14 protein-coding genes are annotated in these 22,034 nt (G+C 75.1%); 7 read left to right on the forward strand and 7 right to left on the reverse strand.

Annotation, left to right across the window (positions count from 1 at the left end):
* Positions 1 to 133 precede the first annotated feature (133 nt).
* Complete coding sequence (locus LO772_RS01160; RefSeq protein WP_443089353.1) at positions 134 to 1,375, forward strand: SLC13 family permease; 1,242 nt, start codon at positions 134 to 136, stop codon at positions 1,373 to 1,375.
* On the opposite strand, the gene LO772_RS01165 is transcribed toward LO772_RS01160, so the two are convergent.
* The 3 genes from LO772_RS01165 to LO772_RS01175 form a co-directional block, all read right to left on the reverse strand.
* Positions 1,376 to 2,989: an amidohydrolase gene (locus tag LO772_RS01165; RefSeq protein ID WP_231776407.1), complete on the reverse strand. Its 1,614-nt coding sequence runs from the start codon at positions 2,987 to 2,989 to the stop codon at positions 1,376 to 1,378.
* 62 nt (positions 2,990 to 3,051) lie between these two features.
* Positions 3,052 to 3,489 carry an SPW repeat domain-containing protein gene (locus LO772_RS01170; RefSeq protein ID WP_231776408.1) on the reverse strand — a complete coding sequence of 146 codons (438 nt, stop codon included), beginning with the start codon at positions 3,487 to 3,489 and terminating at the stop codon, positions 3,052 to 3,054.
* A gap of 408 nt (positions 3,490 to 3,897) precedes the next feature.
* On the reverse strand, positions 3,898 to 4,710 hold the full coding sequence (locus LO772_RS01175) for an AraC family transcriptional regulator (protein ID WP_231776409.1): 813 nt from the start codon (positions 4,708 to 4,710) through the stop codon (positions 3,898 to 3,900).
* A gap of 167 nt (positions 4,711 to 4,877) precedes the next feature.
* Here LO772_RS01175 and LO772_RS01180 point away from each other — a divergent pair, with 167 nt between their 5' ends.
* Positions 4,878 to 6,125 carry an amidohydrolase family protein gene (locus LO772_RS01180; RefSeq protein WP_231776410.1) on the forward strand — a complete coding sequence of 416 codons (1,248 nt, stop codon included), beginning with the start codon at positions 4,878 to 4,880 and terminating at the stop codon, positions 6,123 to 6,125.
* A 288-nt stretch (positions 6,126 to 6,413) separates the two neighbouring features.
* Here the strand turns inward: LO772_RS01180 and LO772_RS01185 are convergent, their stop codons facing one another.
* The 3 genes from LO772_RS01185 to LO772_RS01195 form a co-directional block, all read right to left on the reverse strand.
* On the reverse strand, positions 6,414 to 7,508 hold the full coding sequence (locus LO772_RS01185) for a bile acid:sodium symporter family protein (protein WP_443089354.1): 1,095 nt from the start codon (positions 7,506 to 7,508) through the stop codon (positions 6,414 to 6,416).
* 279 nt (positions 7,509 to 7,787) lie between these two features.
* Entirely contained in the window at positions 7,788 to 8,054 is a 267-nt protein-coding gene (locus tag LO772_RS01190) for a hypothetical protein (protein WP_231776411.1), read from the reverse strand.
* A gap of 127 nt (positions 8,055 to 8,181) precedes the next feature.
* Positions 8,182 to 9,045: an isocitrate lyase/PEP mutase family protein gene (locus LO772_RS01195; protein ID WP_231776412.1), complete on the reverse strand. Its 864-nt coding sequence runs from the start codon at positions 9,043 to 9,045 to the stop codon at positions 8,182 to 8,184.
* 347 nt (positions 9,046 to 9,392) lie between these two features.
* On the opposite strand from LO772_RS01195, the gene LO772_RS01200 reads away from it, so the two are divergent.
* The 5 genes from LO772_RS01200 to LO772_RS01220 all read left to right on the forward strand — a co-directional run bounded on the left by LO772_RS01200 (position 9,393) and on the right by LO772_RS01220 (position 19,934).
* The gene (locus LO772_RS01200) at positions 9,393 to 9,926 is read left to right on the forward strand and encodes an AAA family ATPase (protein ID WP_231776413.1); all 534 of its coding nucleotides are present in this window, start codon (positions 9,393 to 9,395) and stop codon (positions 9,924 to 9,926) included.
* Positions 9,927 to 10,112: 186 nt separating this feature from the next.
* On the forward strand, positions 10,113 to 12,623 hold the full coding sequence (locus LO772_RS01205) for a protein kinase domain-containing protein (protein ID WP_231776414.1): 2,511 nt from the start codon (positions 10,113 to 10,115) through the stop codon (positions 12,621 to 12,623).
* A 101-nt stretch (positions 12,624 to 12,724) separates the two neighbouring features.
* Positions 12,725 to 14,965, forward strand: a complete 2,241-nt coding sequence (locus LO772_RS01210) for a hypothetical protein (protein WP_231776415.1) — start codon at positions 12,725 to 12,727, stop codon at positions 14,963 to 14,965.
* Positions 14,966 to 15,288: 323 nt separating this feature from the next.
* Positions 15,289 to 16,278 carry a hypothetical protein gene (locus LO772_RS01215; protein WP_231776416.1) on the forward strand — a complete coding sequence of 330 codons (990 nt, stop codon included), beginning with the start codon at positions 15,289 to 15,291 and terminating at the stop codon, positions 16,276 to 16,278.
* The gene (locus LO772_RS01220) at positions 16,275 to 19,934 is read left to right on the forward strand and encodes a hypothetical protein (protein WP_231776417.1); all 3,660 of its coding nucleotides are present in this window, start codon (positions 16,275 to 16,277) and stop codon (positions 19,932 to 19,934) included. The genes LO772_RS01215 and LO772_RS01220 overlap by 4 nt, the downstream gene beginning before the upstream one ends.
* A gap of 402 nt (positions 19,935 to 20,336) precedes the next feature.
* Here the strand turns inward: LO772_RS01220 and LO772_RS01225 are convergent, their stop codons facing one another.
* Positions 20,337 to 21,959 (reverse strand): hypothetical protein, encoded by a 1,623-nt coding sequence (locus LO772_RS01225; RefSeq protein WP_231776418.1) that lies wholly within the window; start codon positions 21,957 to 21,959, stop codon positions 20,337 to 20,339.
* Positions 21,960 to 22,034 lie beyond the last annotated feature (75 nt).

Raw genomic sequence — 22,034 nt, forward strand, 5'->3', positions numbered from 1 at the left:
CGTGGGCGAATCCGCTTCGTCGGCGGCGTTGATCGGATAGCGTGCCGCCCCGCCGCGCCGGGTGCTGATTCGATGGGCCGTCCCGACCCGACGCCGGAGAGAGTCAGCCCTGGACGCCGTCATCACACTCGCCGTGCCCGCGCTGCTGCTCGCCGCGGTGCTCTTCTGTGCCGTCGCCCGTCCGTTCGGCCTGCCCGAGGCCGCCGTCGCGGTGCCCGCCGCGGGTGTGGTGGTGGCGATCGGGGCGCTGAGTCCCGCGCACGCGAGGGACGAGGCGGCGGATCTCGCGCCGGTGCTGGGGTTCCTCGCCGCGGTCCTGGTGCTGGCGCGGTTCTGCGACGAGGAGGGGTTGTTCCGTGCGGCGGGGGCCCGGATGGCGGGGATCGCGCGCGGCCGGCCGTCGCGGCTGCTCGCGGCGGTGTTCCTGTTCGCGTCGGTGATCACCGCGGTGTTGAGTCTCGACGCCACGGTCGTCCTGCTCACGCCCGTGGTGCTGGCCACCGCGACGCGTCTCGGCGCCGTCGCCAAGCCGCACGCGTACGCCTGCGCGCACCTGTCGAATACGGCGTCGCTGCTGCTGCCGGTGTCGAATCTGACGAATCTGCTGGCCTTCACCGCGAGCGGCCTGACGTTCGTGCGCTTCGCGGGGCTGATGGCGGTGCCGTGGCTGGTCGCCATCGCGGTCGAATACGCCGTGCTGCGCCGGTGGTTCGCGGGCGAGCTGGTGGTGCCGGCGAAGCCTCCGCCGGCCGAGGCGCCGCCGCCCACGCCGTGGTTCGCGGTGGCGACCGTGGCGGCCACGCTGGGCGGCTTCGTCGTGGCGTCGGCGGCCGGGGTCTCCCCCGCGTGGGCGGCGGCGGGCGGCGCGCTGCTGCTGGCCGGGCGGGCGTTGGGGCGGCCGGGGCGGCGCCGGGAGACCGTGCGTACGGTCGTCGCGGCGGCGGACGTGCCCTTTCTCGCGTTCGTGCTCGGGCTGGGCATCGTCGTGCGGGCGGTCGTGGAGAACGGCCTGGCGGACGCCCTCGCGCACGTGGTGCCGTCGGGGACGGGCCTGGTGTCGCTCCTCGCCGTCGCGGCGCTGGCGGCGCTGCTCGCCAACGTGATCAACAATCTGCCGGCGGTGCTGGTGCTGATCCCGCTGGCGGCCCCGCTGGGTCCGGGGCCGGTCCTCGCGGTCCTCCTCGGGGTCAACATCGGCCCGAATCTGACGTACGCCGGTTCGCTGGCGACGCTGTTGTGGCGGCGCATCCTGCACCGTCACCAACACACCGTTGAATTGCGGGAGTTCACCCTGCTGGGGCTGGCGACGGTGCCGGCGTGCCTGGTCGCGGCGGTGGTGGCGCTGTGGGGTTCGCTCCGGGTGATCGGGACGTGATCACGCGCCGTCTGGCGCCTCGTACACCGTCGTTCCGCGCACCACCGTGCGCACACACACCGGCAGTTCGCCACCCGGTGTGACGTCCGGCAGGCCGGGGGTTCCGGAGCTGGGGTCGGTCGACCACGCGGACACGCGGCGGTCGGGCGCCTGCACCGTCAGCTCCCCGGTGCGCCAGACCGCGTAGGTCGCGGGCGCGCCCGGCACCAGCACGCCTTCGTCGTCGCGGCCGAGGGCGCGGTGGCCGCCCCGGGTGTGGGCGGTGAAGGCGGCGCGCACCGAGATCCGCTGCTCCTCGGTGCGGTGGAACGCCGCCGCGCGCACGGTGCCCCACGGGTCGAGCGGGGTCACGGGGGCGTCGGATCCGAAGGCGAGCGGGACGCCCGCACGGTTGAGCTCGGCGAACGGGTTCATGCGGGCGGCGCGCTCCTTGCCGAGCCGGCGCACGTACATCCCGTCCAGGCCGCCCCACGCCGCGTCGAAGGCGGGCTGGACGGACGCGAAGAGCCCGAGTTCGGCGAACGCGGCCACCGCGTCGGCGCTGATCAGCTCCGCGTGCTCGACCCGGTGCCGCAGCGCGCGCACGGCTCCCGCGCCGAACCGGTCGGCCGCCGCGCGGGCGCCCGCGACCACGGCGTCGACGGCGGCGTCCCCGATGGCGTGGAAGCCCGCCTGGACGCCGGCTTCCGTACAGGCCAGCACGTGCGCGGCGACCTGCTCCGGGGTGAGGTGCGCGACCCCGCGGGCGGTGGGCCGGTCGTCGTACGCGGCGTGCAGGCACGCGGTGTGCGACCCGATCGAGCCGTCGGCGAACAGGTCGCCGGCGAGCCCGTGTACGCCGAGCCGGGTCACCAGCGCGCGGGCTTGTTCCGCGGTGTCGACGGCCTCGCCCCAGTAGGCGACCACGTCGGGGCCGGGCTCCTCGGCGGTGGCGCGCAGCAGTGCCAGGTCGGCCTCGCCGGCGATGTCGGGGCCCGCGCATTCGACCAGGGTGCCGATGCCGACCGACGCGGCGCGGGCGCGCGCGGCGCGCTGCGCGTCGGCGCGCTGGACGGGTGTCAAGGCGGCGAACGCGGCCGTGCGCACGGCGTGGTGGGCGGCACCGGTGAGCGGGCCGGTCGCGTCGTATCCGGCCATCGCGGCGAGCCCGGGGACCCGGGCGCGCAGCGCGGAGGAGGCGAGGGCGGAGTGGACGTCGACGCGCGAGATGTACGCGGGGCGCCCTCCGGCGGCGCGGTCGAGTTCGGCGACGTCGGGCGGGCCGCCCGCGAACGACTCGTCCTCCCAGCCCTGGCCGAGTACGACCGCGTCCGCGGCGAGCGTGCCCGCGAAGCGCGCGATCCGGTCGGTGCCGCGCCCGCCGGGCGCTCGGCCGCCGAGGTCCAGTCCGGTCAGGGCGAGCCCGGTCGCGGTGAGGTGGACGTGCGAGTCGACGAACGCGGGTGCCACCAGCGCGCCGTCCAGGTCCAGCACCCGGTCGGCGGCGGAGACGTGCGCCTCGGCGGCACCCTCGGCGCCGATCCAGGCCACCGTTCCGTCCTCGACGACCATGGCGGTCGCGAACGGGTCGGCGGGGCTGTGGACGTTGCCATTGCGCAGCAGGATCACGGTCATGCCGGACAGTCTGCCGCGTGCCGCCGGGTGCGCGGCGACCGGCGCCCGGCGGCCCGGGCGGCTCACCGCAGGGCGCGGCGGCGCAGGGCGTTGAACGTGGCCGACAGGATGGCGATCGTGAGCAGGATGATGCCCATCACGACGTCGTTGTCGCGGGCGTCGGTGGTGGCGGAGTTGTGGGCGTAGCCCATCGCGAACGGGGCGCTGATGAGCCACGCCCCGCCCACCGCGAGCAGCACGTCCGAGAGCGTGCCGCGCGGCCGGGTCAGCCCGCGGCAGGCGACGGCCAGCACGACGAGGCCGACCATCACCTCCTGGTAGCGCGCGTCCTGGGCGGGGGCGCCGAGCGGGTAGTTGAGCGCCCACGAGCCGATGATCAGCCACAGGGAGACGGCGAAGAGCAGCGAGTTGAGCACCGCGTCCCGGAAGTCCCCGGCGTGTTCACGCCGGTGGGACGTGGGGCGACGGCCCGCGATCTGTGGTTGTAGGTACGCACCCATGCTGCGCCTCCGCGTCGCGTGTCGGATCGGCCGCGGTCCCGGGGACTCGGCGCGGCACCGCGCGGTCTCGCGCCGACCGCACGGCGACGCTGTCCGCGGGTTCGGGGGACAAACCTCCGCCGACCGGTGGCGCGGGGCGGGGCGTCCGTCACCTCGTCGGGCAGGTTCGCCGCGCGGTCGTGGGCGGTCGAGCGCGCGACGCGGTCGTCGGGTGGGTGCCGCCGCCCGACCGCGGAGGCGGCGGGAGAGGGCGCCCGCGGTGCCAGGCGTCGACCGTGGCGGGCGGAGGGGCGGAGGCCGTCTCCTCGCCCGGCGGCTCTGCCGCGCGGTCGTGGGCGGTCGAGCGCGCGACGCGGTTGTCGGGTGGGTGCGGGTGACCGGCGGCGGCGCGGTGGGGGAGGTCCGCGGTTACGGGCGTTGGGCCGGGGCCGTCGGGGCGGGCGGGGGGCCGGCTGTGGAGCGGTTGAGGGCGCGGCGGCGGTAGTCGGCGGGGGTGTGCCCGGTGAAGGCGCGGAAGGCCCGGTTGAAGGAGCTGGGGCTGCCGAAGCCCACGGACGCCGCGACGTCGATCACGGTGGCGCCGGGCCGGGCGAGTTCGGCCATCGCGCGGGTCAGGCGGGCCCGCACGACGAACGAGCGCCACGTCGTGCCGGTGGCGTCGCGGAAGCGCCGGCGCAGGGTGCGCTCGGAGATGTTGAGCGCGGTGTGCACGTCGTCGGCGGTGACGGTGGCGAGGTGGTCCTCGGTGTAGGCGATGATCGCCGCGACGAGCGGGTCGTCGCTCGCGGGGAGCAGCAGCGGCTGGGCGTCGTCGAGCCCGTCCTCGACGACGACGGCGAGGGCGGAGAAGTACGCGTCGGCGCGCTCGTCGGTGGCGGTGCGGGCGATGGGCCAGCGCAGCGCGTACACGATCATCTCGCGCAGCACCGGGGACGCGGGCAGGATCCGGACGCGGTCGCGGGCTTCGGCGGGCATCATCGCCGGGTCGAAGAACACCGAGGCCGTGCGCACGCCGCGCAGCGTGGTGTTGTGCTCCACGCCGGCCGGGATCCAGATCGCCTGTTGGGACGGGATGAGGTAGCGCCCGCCGGCGGTCTCGACCTCGGCGACGCCTTCCAGCGGGCATTTGAGCTGGTGCAGGTCGTGGTGGTGCCAGCCGGTGACGAGGCGTTCGGTCTCGTAGACGAGGCTGCCGGCGGAGACGGTGGTCTCGGTGCGCATCGCGACCGGGCCGATCCTGGCCGCTGGGGTCAACAAATTGGCCGCCATCGCGTCGCTTGGCCCGCTCGCCTGCTCGTACCCTCGTCCCACAGGACCGAGAGTTACATTCTCAAGGGGGGAGATCAAGCATCTCTCCTTTTCGTGTGGTGCAGGCAGCGAGGAGCCCCGTGAACATCGACGACATGATTCTCGTGAGTATCGACGACCACGTCGTCGAGCCCCCCGACATGTTCGATCGGCACGTCCCGCGGAAGTGGGCCGACGAGGCCCCGCGTCTGGTCCCCCACGACGACGGCGTCGACCGGTGGATCTACCGGGGCCGCCCGACCGGCGTGACCGGGCTCAACGCCGTCGTGTCCTGGCCGGCCGAGGAGTGGGGCCTCAACCCCGCGGGCTACGCCGAGATGCGGCCGGGCGTGTACGACGTGCACGAGCGCGTCCGCGACATGAACCGCAACGGCGTCCTGGCGTCGATGTGCTTCCCGACGTTCGCGGGGTTCAGCGCGGGGCACCTGAGCCACTTCAAGGACGAGACCACCGTCGTGATGATCCAGGCGTACAACGACTGGCACATCGACGAGTGGGCGGCGGCGTACCCGGGCCGGTTCATCCCGATCGCGCTGCTGCCGCTGTGGGACCCGCAGCTGGCCGTCGCGGAGATCCGGCGCGTCGCGGCGAAGGGCTGCCACTCGGTGACGATGCCCGAGCTGCCGCACATGGACGGGCTGCCCAGCTACCACGACATCGAGTACTGGGCGCCGGTGTTCGAGGCGCTGTCCGAGAACAACACGGTGATGTGCCTGCACATCGGCCAGGGCTTCGGCGCGCTCAAGCTGGCGCCGGACGCCCCGATCGACAACAAGATCATCCTCGCGTGCCAGATCTCGGTGCTCGGCGCCCAGGACCTGCTGTGGGGCCCGGCGATGCGCAACTACCCGAACCTGAAGGTCGCGTTCTCCGAGGGCGGCATCGGGTGGATCCCGTTCTACCTCGACCGGTGCGACCGCCACTACACCAACCAGAAGTGGCTGCGCCGCGACTTCGGCGGGCGGCTGCCGAGCGAGGTGTTCCGGGAGCACTCGCTCGCGTGCTACGTGACCGAGCCGACGTCGCTGGGGCTGCGCAACGAGATCGGCATCGACATCATCGCGTGGGAGTGCGACTTCCCCCACTCCGACTCGATCTGGCCGGACGCCCCCGAGCACGTCCTGAACGAGCTGAACGGCGTCGGCGCGACCGACGAGGAGATCGAGAAGATCACCTGGCGGAACTCGTGCCGGTTCTTCGGCTGGGACCCGTTCGCGCACGTGCCCAAGGAGCAGGCGACCGTCGCGGCCCTGCGCGCGACGGCGACCGACGTGGACACCTCGATCCGCTCCCGCAAGGAATGGGCCGAGCTGTACGCCGCACGCTGAACCGCCCGGCGCGCGGCGAGTGCCGGCATCCACCGGGGTGCCGGCACTCGCCGCGCGTCGCGCCCGCGCTGCCCGGCCGGTGCGCCCGACCGCCGGGGGCGCGGCGTCGCGTCCTCACCAGGCATCGGGCGGGACGGGTTCGCCTTCGCCCGCGAACACCGCTGCCGCCCCCGGGTGTTCCCCGGCCCGGCGCCTTCTCCAGGGCCGGATCCGGGTCGACGATCGCCCGTGGAACGCGTCCTCCGTCTGCCCGTCAGGGCGTACGGGTGCCGACGTCTCGGTGCCGGGTCACGTCCGCTTGTCCACGAGATCGCGCGGTCGCGGACTGTCGTCGGCGTCCCGGCGGCGCGGACGGCTCGGCGGGGCGGGAGGCTCGGCCTCGTCGGCGGCGGCCTGGGCCCTCCCCCAGCGACCGGCCAGCACCGAGCAGACGATCAACTGCAGTTGGTGGTACAGCATCAGCGGCAGGATCGTCAGTCCGGCGTGCGAGCCGAACAGGACCGCCGCCATCGGCAGTCCGGCGGCCAGGCTCTTGGTCGACCCGGCGAACGCGATCGTGACGCGGTCCTCGCGGACGAAGCCGAGGCGCGGCACGAGCGTCGCCGTGAGCCCGAGGGCGATGGCGAGCAGCGCGGCGGTCACCGCGAACAGCGCCGCGAGGCGCCACGGTGTCACCTGGTGCCAGATGCCCTCGACCATGCCGGCGCTGAACGCGCAGTAGACGACGAGCAGGATCGATCCGCGGTCGACGAAGCCGAGCCACTTCTTGTGGCGGGTGACGAAACCGCCGATCCAGCGCCGCAGGAGTTGGCCGGCGAGGAACGGTGCGAGCAGCTGGGTGCCGATCGACGCCAGGCCGGAGGCGGAGACGTCCACGTTCGAGCCGATCAGCCACGCGGCGAGCAGCGGCGTGGCGACCATGCCGAGCAGGCTGGAGTACGTGCCCGCGCAGATCGCCGCCGGCACGTTGCCGCGCGCGACGGACGTCAGCGCGATCGAGGACTGCACGGTGGACGGCACGACGCACAGGAACAGCAGCCCGGTGTACAGGTCGTCGCCGATCACGTGCGGCATGAGCCCGAACCCGGCGAGCCCGAGCGCGGGGAAGACCACGAACGTGCAGGTCAGCACCGTGAGATGGAGCCGCCAGTGACGCAGCCCGGCCACCGCCTCGTGGGTGGACAGCCGGGCGCCGTAGAGGAAGAAGAGCAGGCCGATGGCCGCGTCCGCGGCGCCGTCCAACGCCGTGGCCGCCGTATCGCGGGCCGGCAGCGCCGCGGCGAGGGCCACCGTGCCGAGCAGGGCCGCGATGTACGGGTCGATCGGCAGCCGCCTCATCCACCGGGTGTGGGCGCGGGGGCGGCCGGGCGAGCTGTCGTGCATGGCTTCCTTCGCTGCGTGGTCGTGGTGAGGTGCGTCGTGGTGGCCGAGCCGTGGCGCTCGGGGCGGGGCACTCGGGGCTGGGCACTCGGGGCGGGGCGAGGGTTCCGGGCGACGCTACAGGGTGACGATTCGTGGCGATTGGGCCGGTGCGTCGACGCGGTTGCCGGGGCCGCACCCCGAAGCGGCGGCGGAGCGGGCATCCCGCTTCCGCCGCCGCCGCGTTCGCCTCTGGGGTCGTGGCGCGTTCGGGGCGCACCGCTCCCGGAACAGGCCCGGGACTCAGTCCCCCGGCCCGCCTTCGCGATCGCTGCCGACGGTGCCGCTGCCGCCGGTCGCCGCGTTGATGGACCGGTCGACCTCAAGGACCGAATCCGTCTCGAACTCTCCGAACCGCAACACCGTGACGGCGGGGGCGACGTCGCCGACGGACGCGAGCGCCCCGGTGACCGCGGGGGCCTGCTCACCGGGGGCCCGCGTCGCGGCGCCGGCACCGGACTGCCCGAGACACATCAGCCCGGCCGCGACGGTGGTGGCGGTGACGACCAACGGAACGCTCCCGCCGCGGCGGGACCGGTGCTTCCTCGACTGTGCGCGCACGATGGGGACACTCCTGGTCGGCGGGGGATCGGACGACGGCCCGGGGGTACGGGACGGCGCGGCAGGGGCGGTGCGGTCACACCGAAACCGTGCTGCGGACACCGTGGTTGCGGCTGATGTTCTTCTCCAGCAACGCGGTCGACTCGCGTACGCCGATGCCGCCGCCGTCCCGCGCGTCGGGCAACCGGCCGTCCGCGAAACCGAGTTCGGCCAGTGCGGTGTCGATGGCGCTGTGGGCCGCGAACAGGCACGGCGTGCTGTAGATGGCGACGTCCACGCCCAGGTCGCCCAGTTCGGTCAGCGAGAGCCGCGGCGACTTGCCGCCCGCGATCTGGTTGAACAGCAGGGGTTTGTCGCCGATGACGGTCCGGATGCGGCGGATCCAGTCGACGCTGCGCACGCCGTCCACCAGCACCACGTCGGCGTCGGTCTCGGCGAGGGCGGCGGCGCGGCGCAGGATGTCGTCCGGCTCCGTCGCGTCGGTGCGGGCGACGACGAGCAGGTCGGTCCGGGACGCGAGGACCATGTTCAGCTTCTCCAAGTACGCGTCCAGCGGCAGCACTTGCTTGCCGTCCGCGTGGCCGCAGCGGCGCGGGCGCCGCTGGTCCTCCAGGATCACCCCCGAGGCGCCCGCGCGTTCGAGCCGCTGCACGACGTGGCAGGCGACCTCGGGGTCGACGTAGCCGTCGTCGATGTCCACGAGCATGTGGTGCCGCGGGAAGGCCAGCCGCAGGCGTTCGGCGAAGTTGACCATGTCGGGCCAGGCGATGAAGCCGATGTCGGGCAGCCCGTAGTGGGAGGCGGCGAAGCCGAAGCCGGAGACGAAGAAGCCTCCGTAGTGTCCGGCGGCGATGGACGCGGAGTACATGTCGTAGATGCCGATGAGCGGCGTCGTCCGGGGGTGGGCGATCTCGTCGCGCAGGGCCTTGCCGTAGTTCACGGTTCCTCCGGGGACCGGGAGCCAATTTCCTTCCGCCGCGGCGGGCGCACGAAAACGCCTGTCGGGGGCGGTGGTCGACACGTGCTGGGCGGCGGGCGACGCCGAGACGACGGCATGCCCACCGGGCGAATTCGTCGACTACGCAATGTAGTCGGTCAATTTCGCTCCGCAGTATGAGGAGCAGGGAAAGGCTGTGTCAAGAGACAACCAACTGACTGTTCACGCACGGGTGAGACATGCTTGAGGTCACCGCGCGGCACGGCGACGCCGGCACCCGGGCCGGGCCCGCCCCGGCGCGGCGGGGCGACGCGACCGGGGCCGCGCCGCACGACGAAAGGCATTCACCCATGCGGCGGTTCGTTCTCACCGGCACGCCCGGCTCCGGCAAGACCTCGATCCTGCGGGGGCTCGACCGGCTCGGGTACGGCGTCGTCGAGGAGGCGGCGACATCCGTCATCGCCGAGGCGCAGGCCCGCGGCGAGGACGAGCCGTGGACGCGCGCGTCGTTCGTCGACGACGTCGTCGCGCTGCAGCGGCGGCGCCAACTGGACGCCCCCACCGGCCGGTTCGCCACGGTGTTCGACCGCTCGCCGCTGTGCACGCTGGCGCTGGCCACCTTCCTGGGGCGCCCGCCCTCGCCCGCCCTGACCGCCGAGGTCGACCGCGTCACCTCCGACGGGACGTACGAGCCCCGGGTGTTCTTCATCCGCAACCTCGGGTTCTGCGAGCCCACCGCCGCGCGCCGGATCGACTTCGCGGAATCCCTCGCCTTCGAGGACATCCACGAACGGACATACAGGTCATATGGCTTCGAACTCGTCGACATCCCGGCGGGCGGCCTCGACGAGCGCGTCGCGGCGGTCGCCGCGGCGATCGGCTAGCCGGGATCCGGCCGGAAACACCCGGAACCCGGCGCGCGGCCCGACTCGTTGGCAGGTTGCCGGTCGAGAGGGAAGAACCTCTCATGCGCGCTGGTCGGGCGTGCCAACATGACCGGGACAGCGGTCGACTGCCGCCGAGGTGGTGTGCGGGCGCCACCCCGGCTCCTGTGGGGGTGGGGCACACTGATGGACGCCGGTTTCGGGTCCCGTACGCGGCAGGTCGGCAGTTTTCGGCTGCTGGACCGGCTGGGCGGCGGCGGCTTCGGTGAGGTCTACTACGCCGAGCACACGGCGTCGGGTACGGCCGCCGCGGTGAAGCTGATGCACCGTGAGCTTCTGGAATCCACCAAGGCGGCCGAGTATCGGCGGCGTTTCCGGGGCGAGGTGGAGTTCCTGTCGCAACTGGACCACCCCGCCGTGCCCCGGCTGCTCGCCGCCGAGCCGGACGCGTTCCGCCCGTGGCTGGCCACCGCGTTCGTCGCCGGGCCGACCCTGGCCGTGCTGGTCGACCGGCACGGCCCGCTGCCCAGCGGCGCGGTGCGCGCGCTGACGCTGCGCGTCGCCGAGGTGCTGGACCTCCTGCACGGCAAGGGCCGCGCGCACCGCGACCTCACACCGCGCAACGTCCTGGTCACCACCGACGGCCCGCAGGTGATCGACTTCGGTCTCGCGCGCGCGGTCGGCGCCGAGCCCATGACGCGGACCGGCGATGTCGTGGGCACCCTGCTGTATCTGCCGCCCGAGCGGCCCGGCACCGATCACGGGACGCGGTACGACGCGGCCGGCGACGTCTTCGGGCTCGGCGGCACGGCGCTGTTCGCCGCGACCGGGCACCCGCCGTACAAGAACTTCGCGGACCTGCGGGAAGGCCGCATCAACCTGCGCGGCATGCCGAGCGACCTGGCCGACGTCCTGCGGCGCCTGCTCGACAAAGACCCGGAGGCCCGGATCAGCGCGGCAGCCGCCAAGATGCTGCTGCGCCCCATCGACCGGCGGCACCTGCCCGATTTCGGCGACGCGCTGGCGCCCGGGCACCGCGACGCGCTGCGGGCCCACCCGGAGCGGCCGTCGCCGGTGGACGGCGGGCATCACATGCCCGAGCACTCCGGCTCCGGCGACGAGTCGGGGGTGTCCACGGGCCTGTTCACGCAGGGCTTCACGCCTCCGGAGACGGGCCCCGCGCCCTGGGCCGAGCCCCGGAGCGGGACCGGACGCGAGGCGGACCGCGGCGTCGACCGCGAGACCGGCCGCGAGACGGAGGACGAGTCCGGGAGCGACGGGGACGACACCCTCCGGGGACTTCCCCCGGCGATCACGGAAGGCGGCCCCCTGGGCGGCGGACGGACCGGCGGGGCGTCGCCCGCGCCGCGGCCCTCGGCCTGGCCCGACCTGGTCCGGCCCGGGCTGTTCGCCACGGAATTCGTCCATCCCCCGCCGCGCACGGGGCGCCCGTCTCGGGGCCGGGGCGCGGAGGCCGTGCCGTGCGAACCGCGGTCCACGCCGCACCGGGAGACGACCGGGCGACCGGCGGGCGACCGGCACGACGACGCACGCGAGGGCCCGGACCGCGGCGACCCGCACGAGCGCCGGGCCCGGCCCCCGGTACCGGACCGACGCGAGGGCCCGCACGACGAACCACGCCCCGACCGTCGCGACACACCGCGCCGAGACCCGCGCGACGAGCCGCCGACGGGAAGGCGGTTCGGGCGTCCGCCCGGTTCCGGCGTGGCGGTCGAGCCCCTGTGGGACCGCGCGCTCACCGACTGGGTGCGCCGCGTGGTCGCCGCGCCGGACGGCACCGTGCTGGCGGCCACCGCCGACGGGGTGCTGACCGCCGTGGACGGCCGCACCGGCCACTTCCGGTGGGACGAGCGCCTGCCCGGCGGCCTGCACGGCTCCCCGGTCGCGGACGGCGGCCTCGTGCACGCGGGGTCGGCGGACGGCTGGCTCAACACCCTGGACACCGTCGGCCGCAGGCTGAGCGACCGTCGCCGGGTCGGCGGCCGGGTGGTCGGCTGCGCGGTCGCCCCGGGCCGGGTCGTGGTCGCGGTCGGCAGCGGCGTGGTGTGGTCCTTCCCGTCCGCGCAGGGCCCGGCGGACTGGAGCGAGCCGGTGGGCGCGCCGATCACGACGCCGCCGGTCGTCGCGGGGCGGATCGTGTACGTCGCCGACGCGCGCGGACGCGTGCACGCGCTGCACCTGGACGACGGCGCGAGCGCGTGGCGGCACTCCCCCGAGTTGCGCGAGCGCCCGATCGCGTTGACGACGGCGTACGACACGGTGGTCGCCGCGGGCGCGGACGGCGGCCTGCACGTCTTCGACGCGGCGGACGGCACCCCGCGGTGGAGCGCGCGCCAGCCCGCGCAGACGTGGGCGTGCCTGGCCGACCCCGGCTCGGGCGACGTCTACACCGGCGGGCTCGACGGCGCGGTGCGCCGCTATGACGCCGCCTCGGGCCGGCTGCGGCACGAGACGAAGCTCAGCGCGGGGATCCGCGGTTCGCTGGCCCGGCTGGACGCGCTGCTGGTGGTCGGCTGCACCGACGGCAGCACGGTCGTCCTCGATCCCGTGGACGGCTACCCGGTGTGGCGGCACAGCGGCGACGCCCAGGTCGACGGCCCGGCCGCGGTGGTGCCCGGCGGGCCGGTGGTGGTCGGGCACCTGGACGGAAGGGTGTGCGGGCTGCCGCCCCCGTAGGGGGACGGGAGCGTGTCGGCGGGGTGGAGGTGTCGGTGGTGGGGGAGGCGCGGTGGCCGCACGTTCCCGAGGCTGTGGGAGATTTCGCCCACGGCCGAACCGTGGCCGCCCCGACGCCGCGTCGGCCGCTGCCCGCCGGGCCGGGCGCCGCGCGCTCGCGACGTCGCGGCTCCGCCGTCCGACCGCCCGCCCCCGCGAGCCGCCTGATCCGCCCGATCCGCGCGACCGCGTTGTCCCGCCCGTCGTTCCCCGCCTCCCCCGATCCGCCGCGCGACCTCGTCCGCCACCTCGTCCGCCGCCTCGTCCCCGCCCACCACGACCGAACCCGGAGCCCGATGAACGCCGGTGTCACCCCCGCCTCGGGGTCCCCCAGTTGCCCGGTCTGCACGTATCCCGGCAGCGGCCTCGCCGAGACCTGCCCGGGCTGCGGGCGGTCCCCGGCGGGCGGGGAAGGCGCGGACGACACCCGCGCCCTGACGATGCATCAGGACCTGCGGGCCGCCGTGCGGGCCACGTCCGACGGCTTCCGGCGACGCGACGACCGGGTCCTCAACGCGCTGTTGCAGCAGTGCCGGGGCTTCGACCGCCTGCCCGAGGAGGCACGGCGGCGGCTGCTGCGCGAGCAGGCCGACGCGGTGGACGCGGCCGACCGACGGGCGCGGACGCTCCGGCGGGCGCGCGGCGCCCCGGAGGCCGCCGTCGCCCGGCTCGCGGCCGGGGAGATCGACCGCCTCCTGCTCCTCGAAACGGGCGCGAACGGCGTCTCCGCCTGCACGCTGACCGCGTCCCCGGACGGACTGGTGACCGCCGGGCCGGTGGCCCGCGACGTCCGCGAGTGGGACGACGCGCTGCCGCGCGAGGGCGGGCGCGGGCGCGCGGAACTGCACTTCCTGGCGGCCGGCGGCCTCGGCTACAAGGGCACGCCGCCCGACCTGGAGACCCTGGCGGCGTGGGCCGGCGACCTCGTGGCCCCGGACGGGAGCCGGGGCGAACTGGTCGAGCACATCCTCGTCCACCGCCGCGCGCACTGGCTCCTCCCGGCCCTGTTCGCCACCGCCGTACGCCGGATCGCGCCGCCCGTCGCGGAGTTCGTCGCCGAGCCGGACGGCCCCGGACTCGCCGAGTGGGCCGACGAACTCGGCGCGGGGGTGCCGCTGCGCCGCTCGTACCACTTGGCGCTGGCCTCGGTGGCGGAGCCGGACGGCCGGGTGTCGGTCACGACCGTCGAACTCTTCGGCACCGGAACCGCCGTGCGGCCCGGCATCGCGTGCGAGACCGAGGTCGCGGTCGCCCGCCCGCCCGGGCTGCCCGGTCCGGCCGCGCTCCCCGTGCTGTCGCGCGGCGGACCGGACGGCGAGTGGGCCGAGTTGGCGGTGGCGCACGCCGACATCCCCGTGCCGGGACAGGCGGTGGTGGTGGCCACGTTGGAACGGCCCGGGCGCGTACGGCTGCGGGTGCGCACGGCGGGTGGCGGCCCGGCCGCGCCGGGCACCCGCGATGTCGGCCGGTGGCCGCAGAGCTGGGCCGAGTTGGCCGCGGCCCTGCCGCGCCGGTACAGCGCGGCCACGGGCGCCGACGTCGTGGTGGCCGTCGAGCTGGCCGGTCCGCCGACCGTGGTCGCCGAGCGGCTGGAGGTGCTGCGTACCCTCGCGCACGCGCTGCGGGCGAGCGGCGGCCCCTCCGCCGACGCGGCGGGCCCGTTCGCGGCCGGCCTGCCCGGACAGACACCGCACGGGCCGCACGCGCCCCCGCCCGGCGGGTTGGTGCGGCTGGCCGTGATCGGCTACGGCGACCACTCCGACGACCGCCGCCGGGCCGACGAAGACCCGTGCCGGGTCACGGATCTGACGGACCCCGCGGCGGTGCTGACCGCCGTGCGGGACTGGCAGGCGCTGCCGGTCGTCGACCAGTTCGCCGCGCCCGTGGAGGACGCCCTGCACCGGGCGGTGCGCCTGGACTGGCGGCCCGGCACGCAGCGCACCCTCGTGGTGCTGGGCAGCCGCCCGGCGAGTCTGACCACGCGGGCCGGCAGCGTCGTGCACGCGCGGGTGTGTCCGAAGCGGCTGGACTGGACCGAGGCGCTCGACATGCTGTGCGGGCACCTGGGGGTGCGCACGTTCGCGATGGTGGACGAGCCGCCGTGGATGAGTCACCCCGACCCGGCGATCCCGCACGCGGCGACACGCGAGATGTGGCGGCGGCTGGGAGCGGACGGCCGGTTCACGCTCGGCTCGGCAGGCGATGTGCGCGCGCTGTCCGACGACGTCGTGCCGACCACGTCCGTCCCCCTGGCCCTGCCCGTCCGGGCCCCCGGCCCACCCGGCGGCCCGGCGCTGCCCTGACCGCGCCCGCCGCCCCTCCCCCAACCCCCGAACCGCGCCGCCCTCCGGGCAGCCCGACACCCCAGGAGACTGCCATCACCGATCAACCGTCCGAAGGGCAGCGGCAGCCGAGCCAGCCACCGCCGTGGTCGGGCAGCCCGCCGTCGCCGGAACCGGACTTCGACGACACCAACGACCGTCCCTCGGCGGTCCGGGTCGGTGCGTACGCCGACCTGACCGCGTCGCGGCTCCAGGGCAGCGACGCCGTCCCGTCGGGCTACACGTCCGTGCCCGGCCCGGCTCCGGCCCCCGCGCCGGGCGGCCCGGTCGGCAACGAGGTGCGCATGGCCCTGTGGGGGGCCAGCGGCAGCGGCAAGAGCACGTACCTGTGGGCGCTGCCGCGCGCGCTGCACGGCACCGGCGGCCGGGCGGACGGCTGGACGATCACACCGCTCGACGACACCTCGCGGGGTTATCTCGCGGAGGCCGAGAAGGGGCTCGTGGTCGACCGCGTGCTGCCGCAGGGCACCAACATGGCGCTCAGTGTGCGGTGGCTGCTGGCCCGTTCGTCGCGACGCGGCCTGCGGCTGCGGCCTTCCCCGCCCGCCCGGATCCTGCTCACCGTCGAGGACCGGCCCGGCGGCGAGTACAACGAGGCGCTCGACAGCGCGGTCGCGCAACTGGCCGAGGCCGACGCCGTCGTGTACCTGTACGACCCGGTCAGCGACGCGCGCCGGCGCAGCGAGACGTTCGCGGCGTTCAGCAGTACGCTCCGCGCGGTCAGCACGCATCTTCTGCGCCAGGGGCGCTTGCGGGACGACGGCCGCCTGCCCCACCATCTGGCCGTGTGTGTCACCAAGTTCGACGATCCCGCGATCTTCGACCGGGCATGTCGGGGCCATTGGGCGACGCAGGACGACGCCCGGCCGTATCTGCCGCGGGTCGCCGACCGCTACGCCGAGGACTTCTTCACCGAGCTGTGCCGGTCGACCGGCGGTACGGGTGAAGAGGTCCGCAGATTGATCCAGGACAGTTTCGTGCCCCAGCGGACCCGCTATTACGTCACCTCGTCGGTGGGCTTCAACCTCGACCACGACGACAACTTCGACCCGGACGACTACGGCAACTTGGACCACGAGCCGGTGCCGTTGCGGGGCGCCGGGCGGCCGGGCGGGGACGGCGCGGCGCGCTACCGCGAGCGGCTGCGCTCGGTGCCGGTTCCGGTGAACGTCCTGGAGCCGCTGGTGGACCTCGACCGCCTGGTGCGCCGGGACCGGGACCGCGCCGCGCGGCGGTCCGGCACCACCGCGGCGCCCGTCGGGAGGCGGCCGTGACCGCGCTGGAGGCCCACTGGGCGTACTGGAGCAAGGACCCGGGGGACGACCAGGACTACCGGGTGCTGGCGTGCAGCACCGGGGAGCCCGCGCATTTCACGGCGCTGGTGCACGCCGAGAGCCCGGGCACGCCGCGCACCGAGGAGAGCGGGAGGCCCGGGTCGCTGCCGTGGGTGGCGTTCGGCAGCCGCCGCGACGGGCGACGGGACCACTGCAGCATCGCGGTGATGGACTGGACCGACGACACCGACTGGACCAACCGCCGTATCACCGCGACCCGGTGGATGACCCTGCCCTACGACGAACTCAGCGCGCACGGCGCCGAGTTCGGCGAGCTGTACCAAGCGGTGCTGGGGGCGCGCCTGCACGAGGGCGCGGCCACGACCCTGGAACTGCCCGCGGCGGACGCCCGGTCGACCGCGGCGCGGGACTCCGGCGCCTTCGGGGGAACGGCCGCCGCCGCGCTGTACTGGGCGGCCGGCGTCGCTGCGCTGCTGCTGGAGGGCCGCGTGGTGATCACCGGCGCGGGGCAGGCCGACGCCGCCGAGCGGGTCGCGGCGATCGACGCGGTGGCCCGGATGCTCCCGTACGGGTACCGCGCGGATCTCACCGCGTGCACGTGGACGCCTGTCCCCGAACAGGTGCGCCAACGCCTGTGCTTCGCCGACTACATGGGCGACGGCCTGATCAAGGTGCCGTGGCAGGGCCGCCCCCCGCGGCCGTCCGCGCCGGTCGCCCGGCGCTATCTGGAACTCCTCACCGGGCACCTCGACGCCGGCGAGGGCGAGGGTGTGCTCGGCTGGCTGGGCGAGAACGTCAACAGCCGGCCGTTCAGCGAACCCGCGCGCGCGTTGGAGGTGTTGGAGGCCCTGACGCTGCCCGAGCTGGTGGTCGCCGAGGTGCGGTCGGGGCAGGGCGACCCGGACCGCGTGCTGAAGGCGCTGCGGCGCAGCGGACTCGGCGCGTTCGACAGCGAGGCGCGGCGTACCGTCTTCGCGTTCCTGTTCGAGCGGCGCGATCCGTCGTTGTTCGAGAAGATGGCCCGGTATCCGTGCCCCGAGTTGCACGACGCCGCGGTCGCGGCGCTGCACGCGGCGCTGTTGGATCCGACCAAGGCGCCGCGCGAGGCGGCGGCGGAGGCAACGGCGTTGACGCGGGCGTTCGTTCTGCCCTTGTGGGACGACGTGCGGCAGGCGGACGCCTTCGTCGCCGCGCTGCTGTCGGTGCCGCGCGGCGGCCGTGTTCCGGACGCGCTGGTCGATCTGTGGGTGCGGGGTTTCGTCGCGGACCCGGAGCGCGCGTGGCCGTCGGTCGGCAGCGCGTTGTTGTACACGCCGCCGGCGGGCATGGCGGCGATACGGCTGTGCGCCCGCGACCACCCGGACCATCTGCCGCGTCTGATGGGCCTGTTGTCGCGCGAGGCCGGCGGCGCGCCGTGGCTGACGGTGCTGCGGTGGGTGATGGCCCCCGACGACGGCGCCGCGTCCGCGAGTACGCTCGCCCAGGCCGTCGAGCAGTGCCCCGACGTGGCGGTCGAGGCGTACCGGCTCGCGGTGTTGTACGCGACGCTCGACGCGGTGCCGGTGCCCTTGTGGCAGGAGTGGCTGCGCATCGCCGACGACGACCGGCTGCGCGAACACGCCGAGCTGGGTGCGGAGATCACCGACCACGGGTCCGGGCCGGGCGAGCCGGCGACGCTTCGCGGGGTCGCGCGGCTGGGGTTGCTGCGGACGCTGTACAAGCGGTCGTTCGGGGTGCCGACCGCGGCGAACGCGGGGCAGTACGTGCGTGAACTCGCGGACTCCTGCCGCCTGTTGCCCCACCAGGCGGCGGCCAGGCACCGGAACCTGGCCGGGGAGATGCTGCAGGGCGTCGTGCGGGCGTACCGGGCGCGGCCCGAGATCGGCGAGCTGACGGTGGCGATCCTGCTGGCGGCCCTGGACCACGCGGACGACATCGGGCCCGACGCCTGCCGGGTGCTGGCGGCCGACGCCCTCGACCCGGCCCGGGGGTTGCAGCAGAAGGTGCTGGACGCGCTGGCCTCGGTCGACGACGGCGGCGCCTCCGCGCAGCGGCTGCTGGACGGAATTCCGGAGCTCGCGGCGGTGGTGCGCGTGCGCCACCTGGAGCGCGACGCGCGCGCCGGCCGGCCCGCGGAGGAGTTGGCCGCGCACTGGTCGTGGCTGATCGTGCGGGCCGGCGACGCGGTGGACGAGGGGCAGGTGCGCCGGGCGCTCCAGCAGTGGCTGCTGCTGCCGCGCGAGGGGGCGGCGTACGAACTGCTGCTGGCGGTTCGGGCGAACCTCGTCGAGGCGGGTCGGCGGGCCGAGCAGGCCGACGAATGGCTGGTGGAGACCATGCACTCGATCCTCACGACCGACTGGCTCGGCCGGTCGGTGGCCGACGGCCTGCGGGGGGCGCTGGTCCGGCGGCGGGACCGGCTGCGGGACGAGGAGCGGCAGCTGACGCGCATGATCGGCGACGCACCGGCCGCGCCGCGGACGGGCGGGGGGCGACCGCCGAACGGCGGGCAGCCGTACCGTCCTTCGGCCCCGGCGGCGCCCGCTCCCCCGGGTCGGCCGCCGGCTCCCGAGCGGAAGCCCGCGCCCGGCGCGGCGCGGCCGTCCGACGCCCCCACGGCGCGGTACAGCCCGTTCGGCGGCTCGTCGTCGGAGGGGCGCGGGGAGCGGCCACCGCCGGACGGGAAGGGCCGGTTCTCCTCCTGGCGCGGAAAGCGGCTGTGGCTGGCGGTAGGCGCCGTCGTGGTCGCCGCCGCACTCGCGGGTGTGCTGTGGATGGTGTTCGGTTCGTCGAAGTCCTCGCCGTCGACGCCATCGACGCCGTCGACGCCCCCGACGTCGGCGAGCCCGTCGCCCGGCGCCTCGGGGGGAGCGCCGACCGCGGCGAACACCGCGTCCCCGGCGCCCTCCGGGGCGGGTCCGGTGTCGTTCGGCGCGCCCGCGTCGCTCGCCCCGGCCGAGGCACCGCGTACGGCGGGGATCGCCGGCGCGTTCGGGCTGATCCTGGTGGTGCTCGCCGCGGGGGCGGTGGCGGCGGCGGTCTACCGCAGGCCGCGCTGGTCGGGCGGGCTGACGACGTACGTGCGCCGGGACACGGCGTCCGGCTCGGGCTACCAGGTCGCGGGCGTCCTGGTGCGCGGGCGGCTCGGGCGCGCCCAGGTGCACGGGCAGAGCGGCGATCCGTATGTGCTGCGGTTGCCGCGGACGACCGCGCGGGTGACGGTGAGCGCCCGCCGCGCGTGGCGTCGGCCGAGTCAGGTCGATCTGCTGGTGCGCGTGCGGCTGGCGGACTCCGGGCGGCAGGACAGCGTGCTGTGCCCGGTCGGCGGGAGGCGGATGGTGCTGGGCCTGGACGTCCGGCACGACCCGGCGCCGGTCGCCGCGGTGCCGCCGCGGCCCGAGGCTCCGCCGCCCGGTCCGGCCTCGTACCCGCAGGAGATTCCGGGGCAGAGCGCCCCGACGATGATCCAGCCGTTCCCCCCGGCCACGCCGGTCCAGGAGGGTGCGCAAACCGTCGTCCTCCCACCGCCGAACGACGGCCCCCGGCCCCCGGCTTCGCCCGGCGGGCGCTCGTGGGCCGGCGAGATCAGCGGCGGCCCGGAAACGGGCGGCCCACGCACCTGGCCACCGAACTGACCCACCCCGCGAACCGCGGCGGCCCGGACCGACCCACGGCCCACCGCCGCGGGACGCGGGGGCGGGACGCGGGGGCGGGACGCGGGGGCGGGACGCGGGGGCGGGACGCGGGGGCGGGACCGGGAACAGCGGGCTGGTGCCCCGTGGTTCGGGCGAACGCGCCGGATTGCGGACCCGTGTGCGTCGTTGGCGCCGACGGGCGTCCGCGCGTCGCCGTTGACGGGGCGCGTGCCGCGTGGTGGCGATGACGGCGGGTCCTGCCCCCCCGGTGCGCGGTGCCCCGCCCGTGGGTCTGCGGCGCGCACGCGCATGGCGGTTCGGCCGGTGCCGCACCCGAGACCGTCTTCTGATCGGGTAGCGGACCCCGATCGCCCCCGCCCGTGCCGCTCTCCGATCCGCCGGTCAGCGAAGCCACATGTCGTCGTCCGCGGCGAGCAGCCCGACGGCCGATCTCAGGGTCGCCGCACCCCAGTTGAGCGGTGTGTGCGGGGACGGCACGATCAGTTCGCGGCCCCGGTCGTCGCGGTAGGTGACGAGGCATTCCGGGACGCGGTGCGGTGGGACCCGCCGGACGTGGTAGTCGCCGTCCTCGTGGAGGACCGCGTGCCAGGCGTCGTCACCGGTGACCCCGCCCAGCATGCGGTTCAGCTGCCGCATCGCGAACTCCCGGTACTGTCGGGCCTGTTCGGGGTCGGTCCGCCGCGTGTGCAGGCTGCGGAGCGCGGCCCAGGTCGCGAGGTGGCCGAGGGGGTGCAGCCAGGCGGCCTCGCGGCCCCGCGGGGTCAGACGGTCGCGCATCTCCTGCTTGCGGTCCAGGTCGATCTCGCCGCCGTGGACCTCCGCGTCCGCTGCGACCCGGCTCTTGATGGCGCGGATGGTCTCCCGCACCTCGTACGTATGGAAGTTCACGCGCTGGTAGGAGTCGCCGGTGTAGCGGAGCATGCCGCCGGTGGCCGGGTCGTCCAGGGTGCGGAGTTCGTCGAGGACGACGGCCTCGATTTCGCGCGCGGTCATCGGCCGCGCCGGGTCCCCGACGGGGATGGCGTGGCGGGCGAGGAGTTCCGGCAGGCCGTACATCAGCACGTAGGCGACGGCCGCGTCGGCGCGGCGGTGCCGGACCGAACCGGGGGTGTAGTCGGGCGACTCGAACGGGATCCGGCGGCCGACCTCGCGGAGCCCGGCCTCGATCATCGCGGCGACGCGCGCGGTGAAGTCGGGGCCGTCCGCGAGGAAGTCCGTGCGTCCGTCCGCCGTGAGGTCGTTGATCCTGGCGAGGAGGGCGGTCTCGACGGCCGTCACCGAGGTCCGGCGGGCGGTGATCTCCTCCCACGATCCCGAGCTTTCGTACCGCGGGAACCCGACCGCACGCAGGAAGGGTACGACCGAGCGCAGGAACTGCCGGTGTGCGCCGAGAAGTTCGTCGGTGGCGAGGAATCCGCGGTCGATCGCGTCCAGGACGAGGAACGCGAGCATCTGGAACGAATCCTGTTTGTTGCGCCACCCGTTCGGCTTTTCGCCCGCGAGGTCGTCGAACCACAGGGATATGTGCGGCCATTCCTCCTGTCCGGTGTCCCCGTGCGCGATGACGGCGGCGAACCGGGCGAGTTGCGCGGGCGTCGACATCAGGTGCAGGGCGCTGAGGATCAGCGCGCGGGCGGTGTCGCCCTCCGTCGCGTGCCGCACGGGGTCGCGCAGGAACAGTTCCATCAGCGCGCTCGCGACCTGCACATGGTCGCGCAGGTAGAACATCGTGGACATCTCGCCGTGCCGCACGGCGGGATCCGCGGTGATGTCGGTCGCGGCGACGACGCGCACACGGCGTTCCGCACCATCGATGCGGACACTTCCCGCCTCGACCACCGGGATGTCGAGGGTGCCGCGCGCGGCCAACAGCGCTTCCACCGCACGCAGTTGCCCCGGGGACGCGACCACGGGACCGGCGTCCCGATCCGTCGGGCGACGGGCGTTCCTGGCCGTCAACTCGCGCAGCAGCGCCTGATCGGCCTGCCGGTGCAACGCGGACACACGGGCTCCGTCGTCTGGGACCGTGACCGGGCACGGCTCGAACATGTCAACCCCTTGCAGCGCAAAAAACGCCGG

The sequence above is a fragment of the Yinghuangia sp. ASG 101 genome (assembly GCF_021165735.1).
Classification (GTDB): Bacteria; Actinomycetota; Actinomycetes; order Streptomycetales; family Streptomycetaceae; genus Yinghuangia.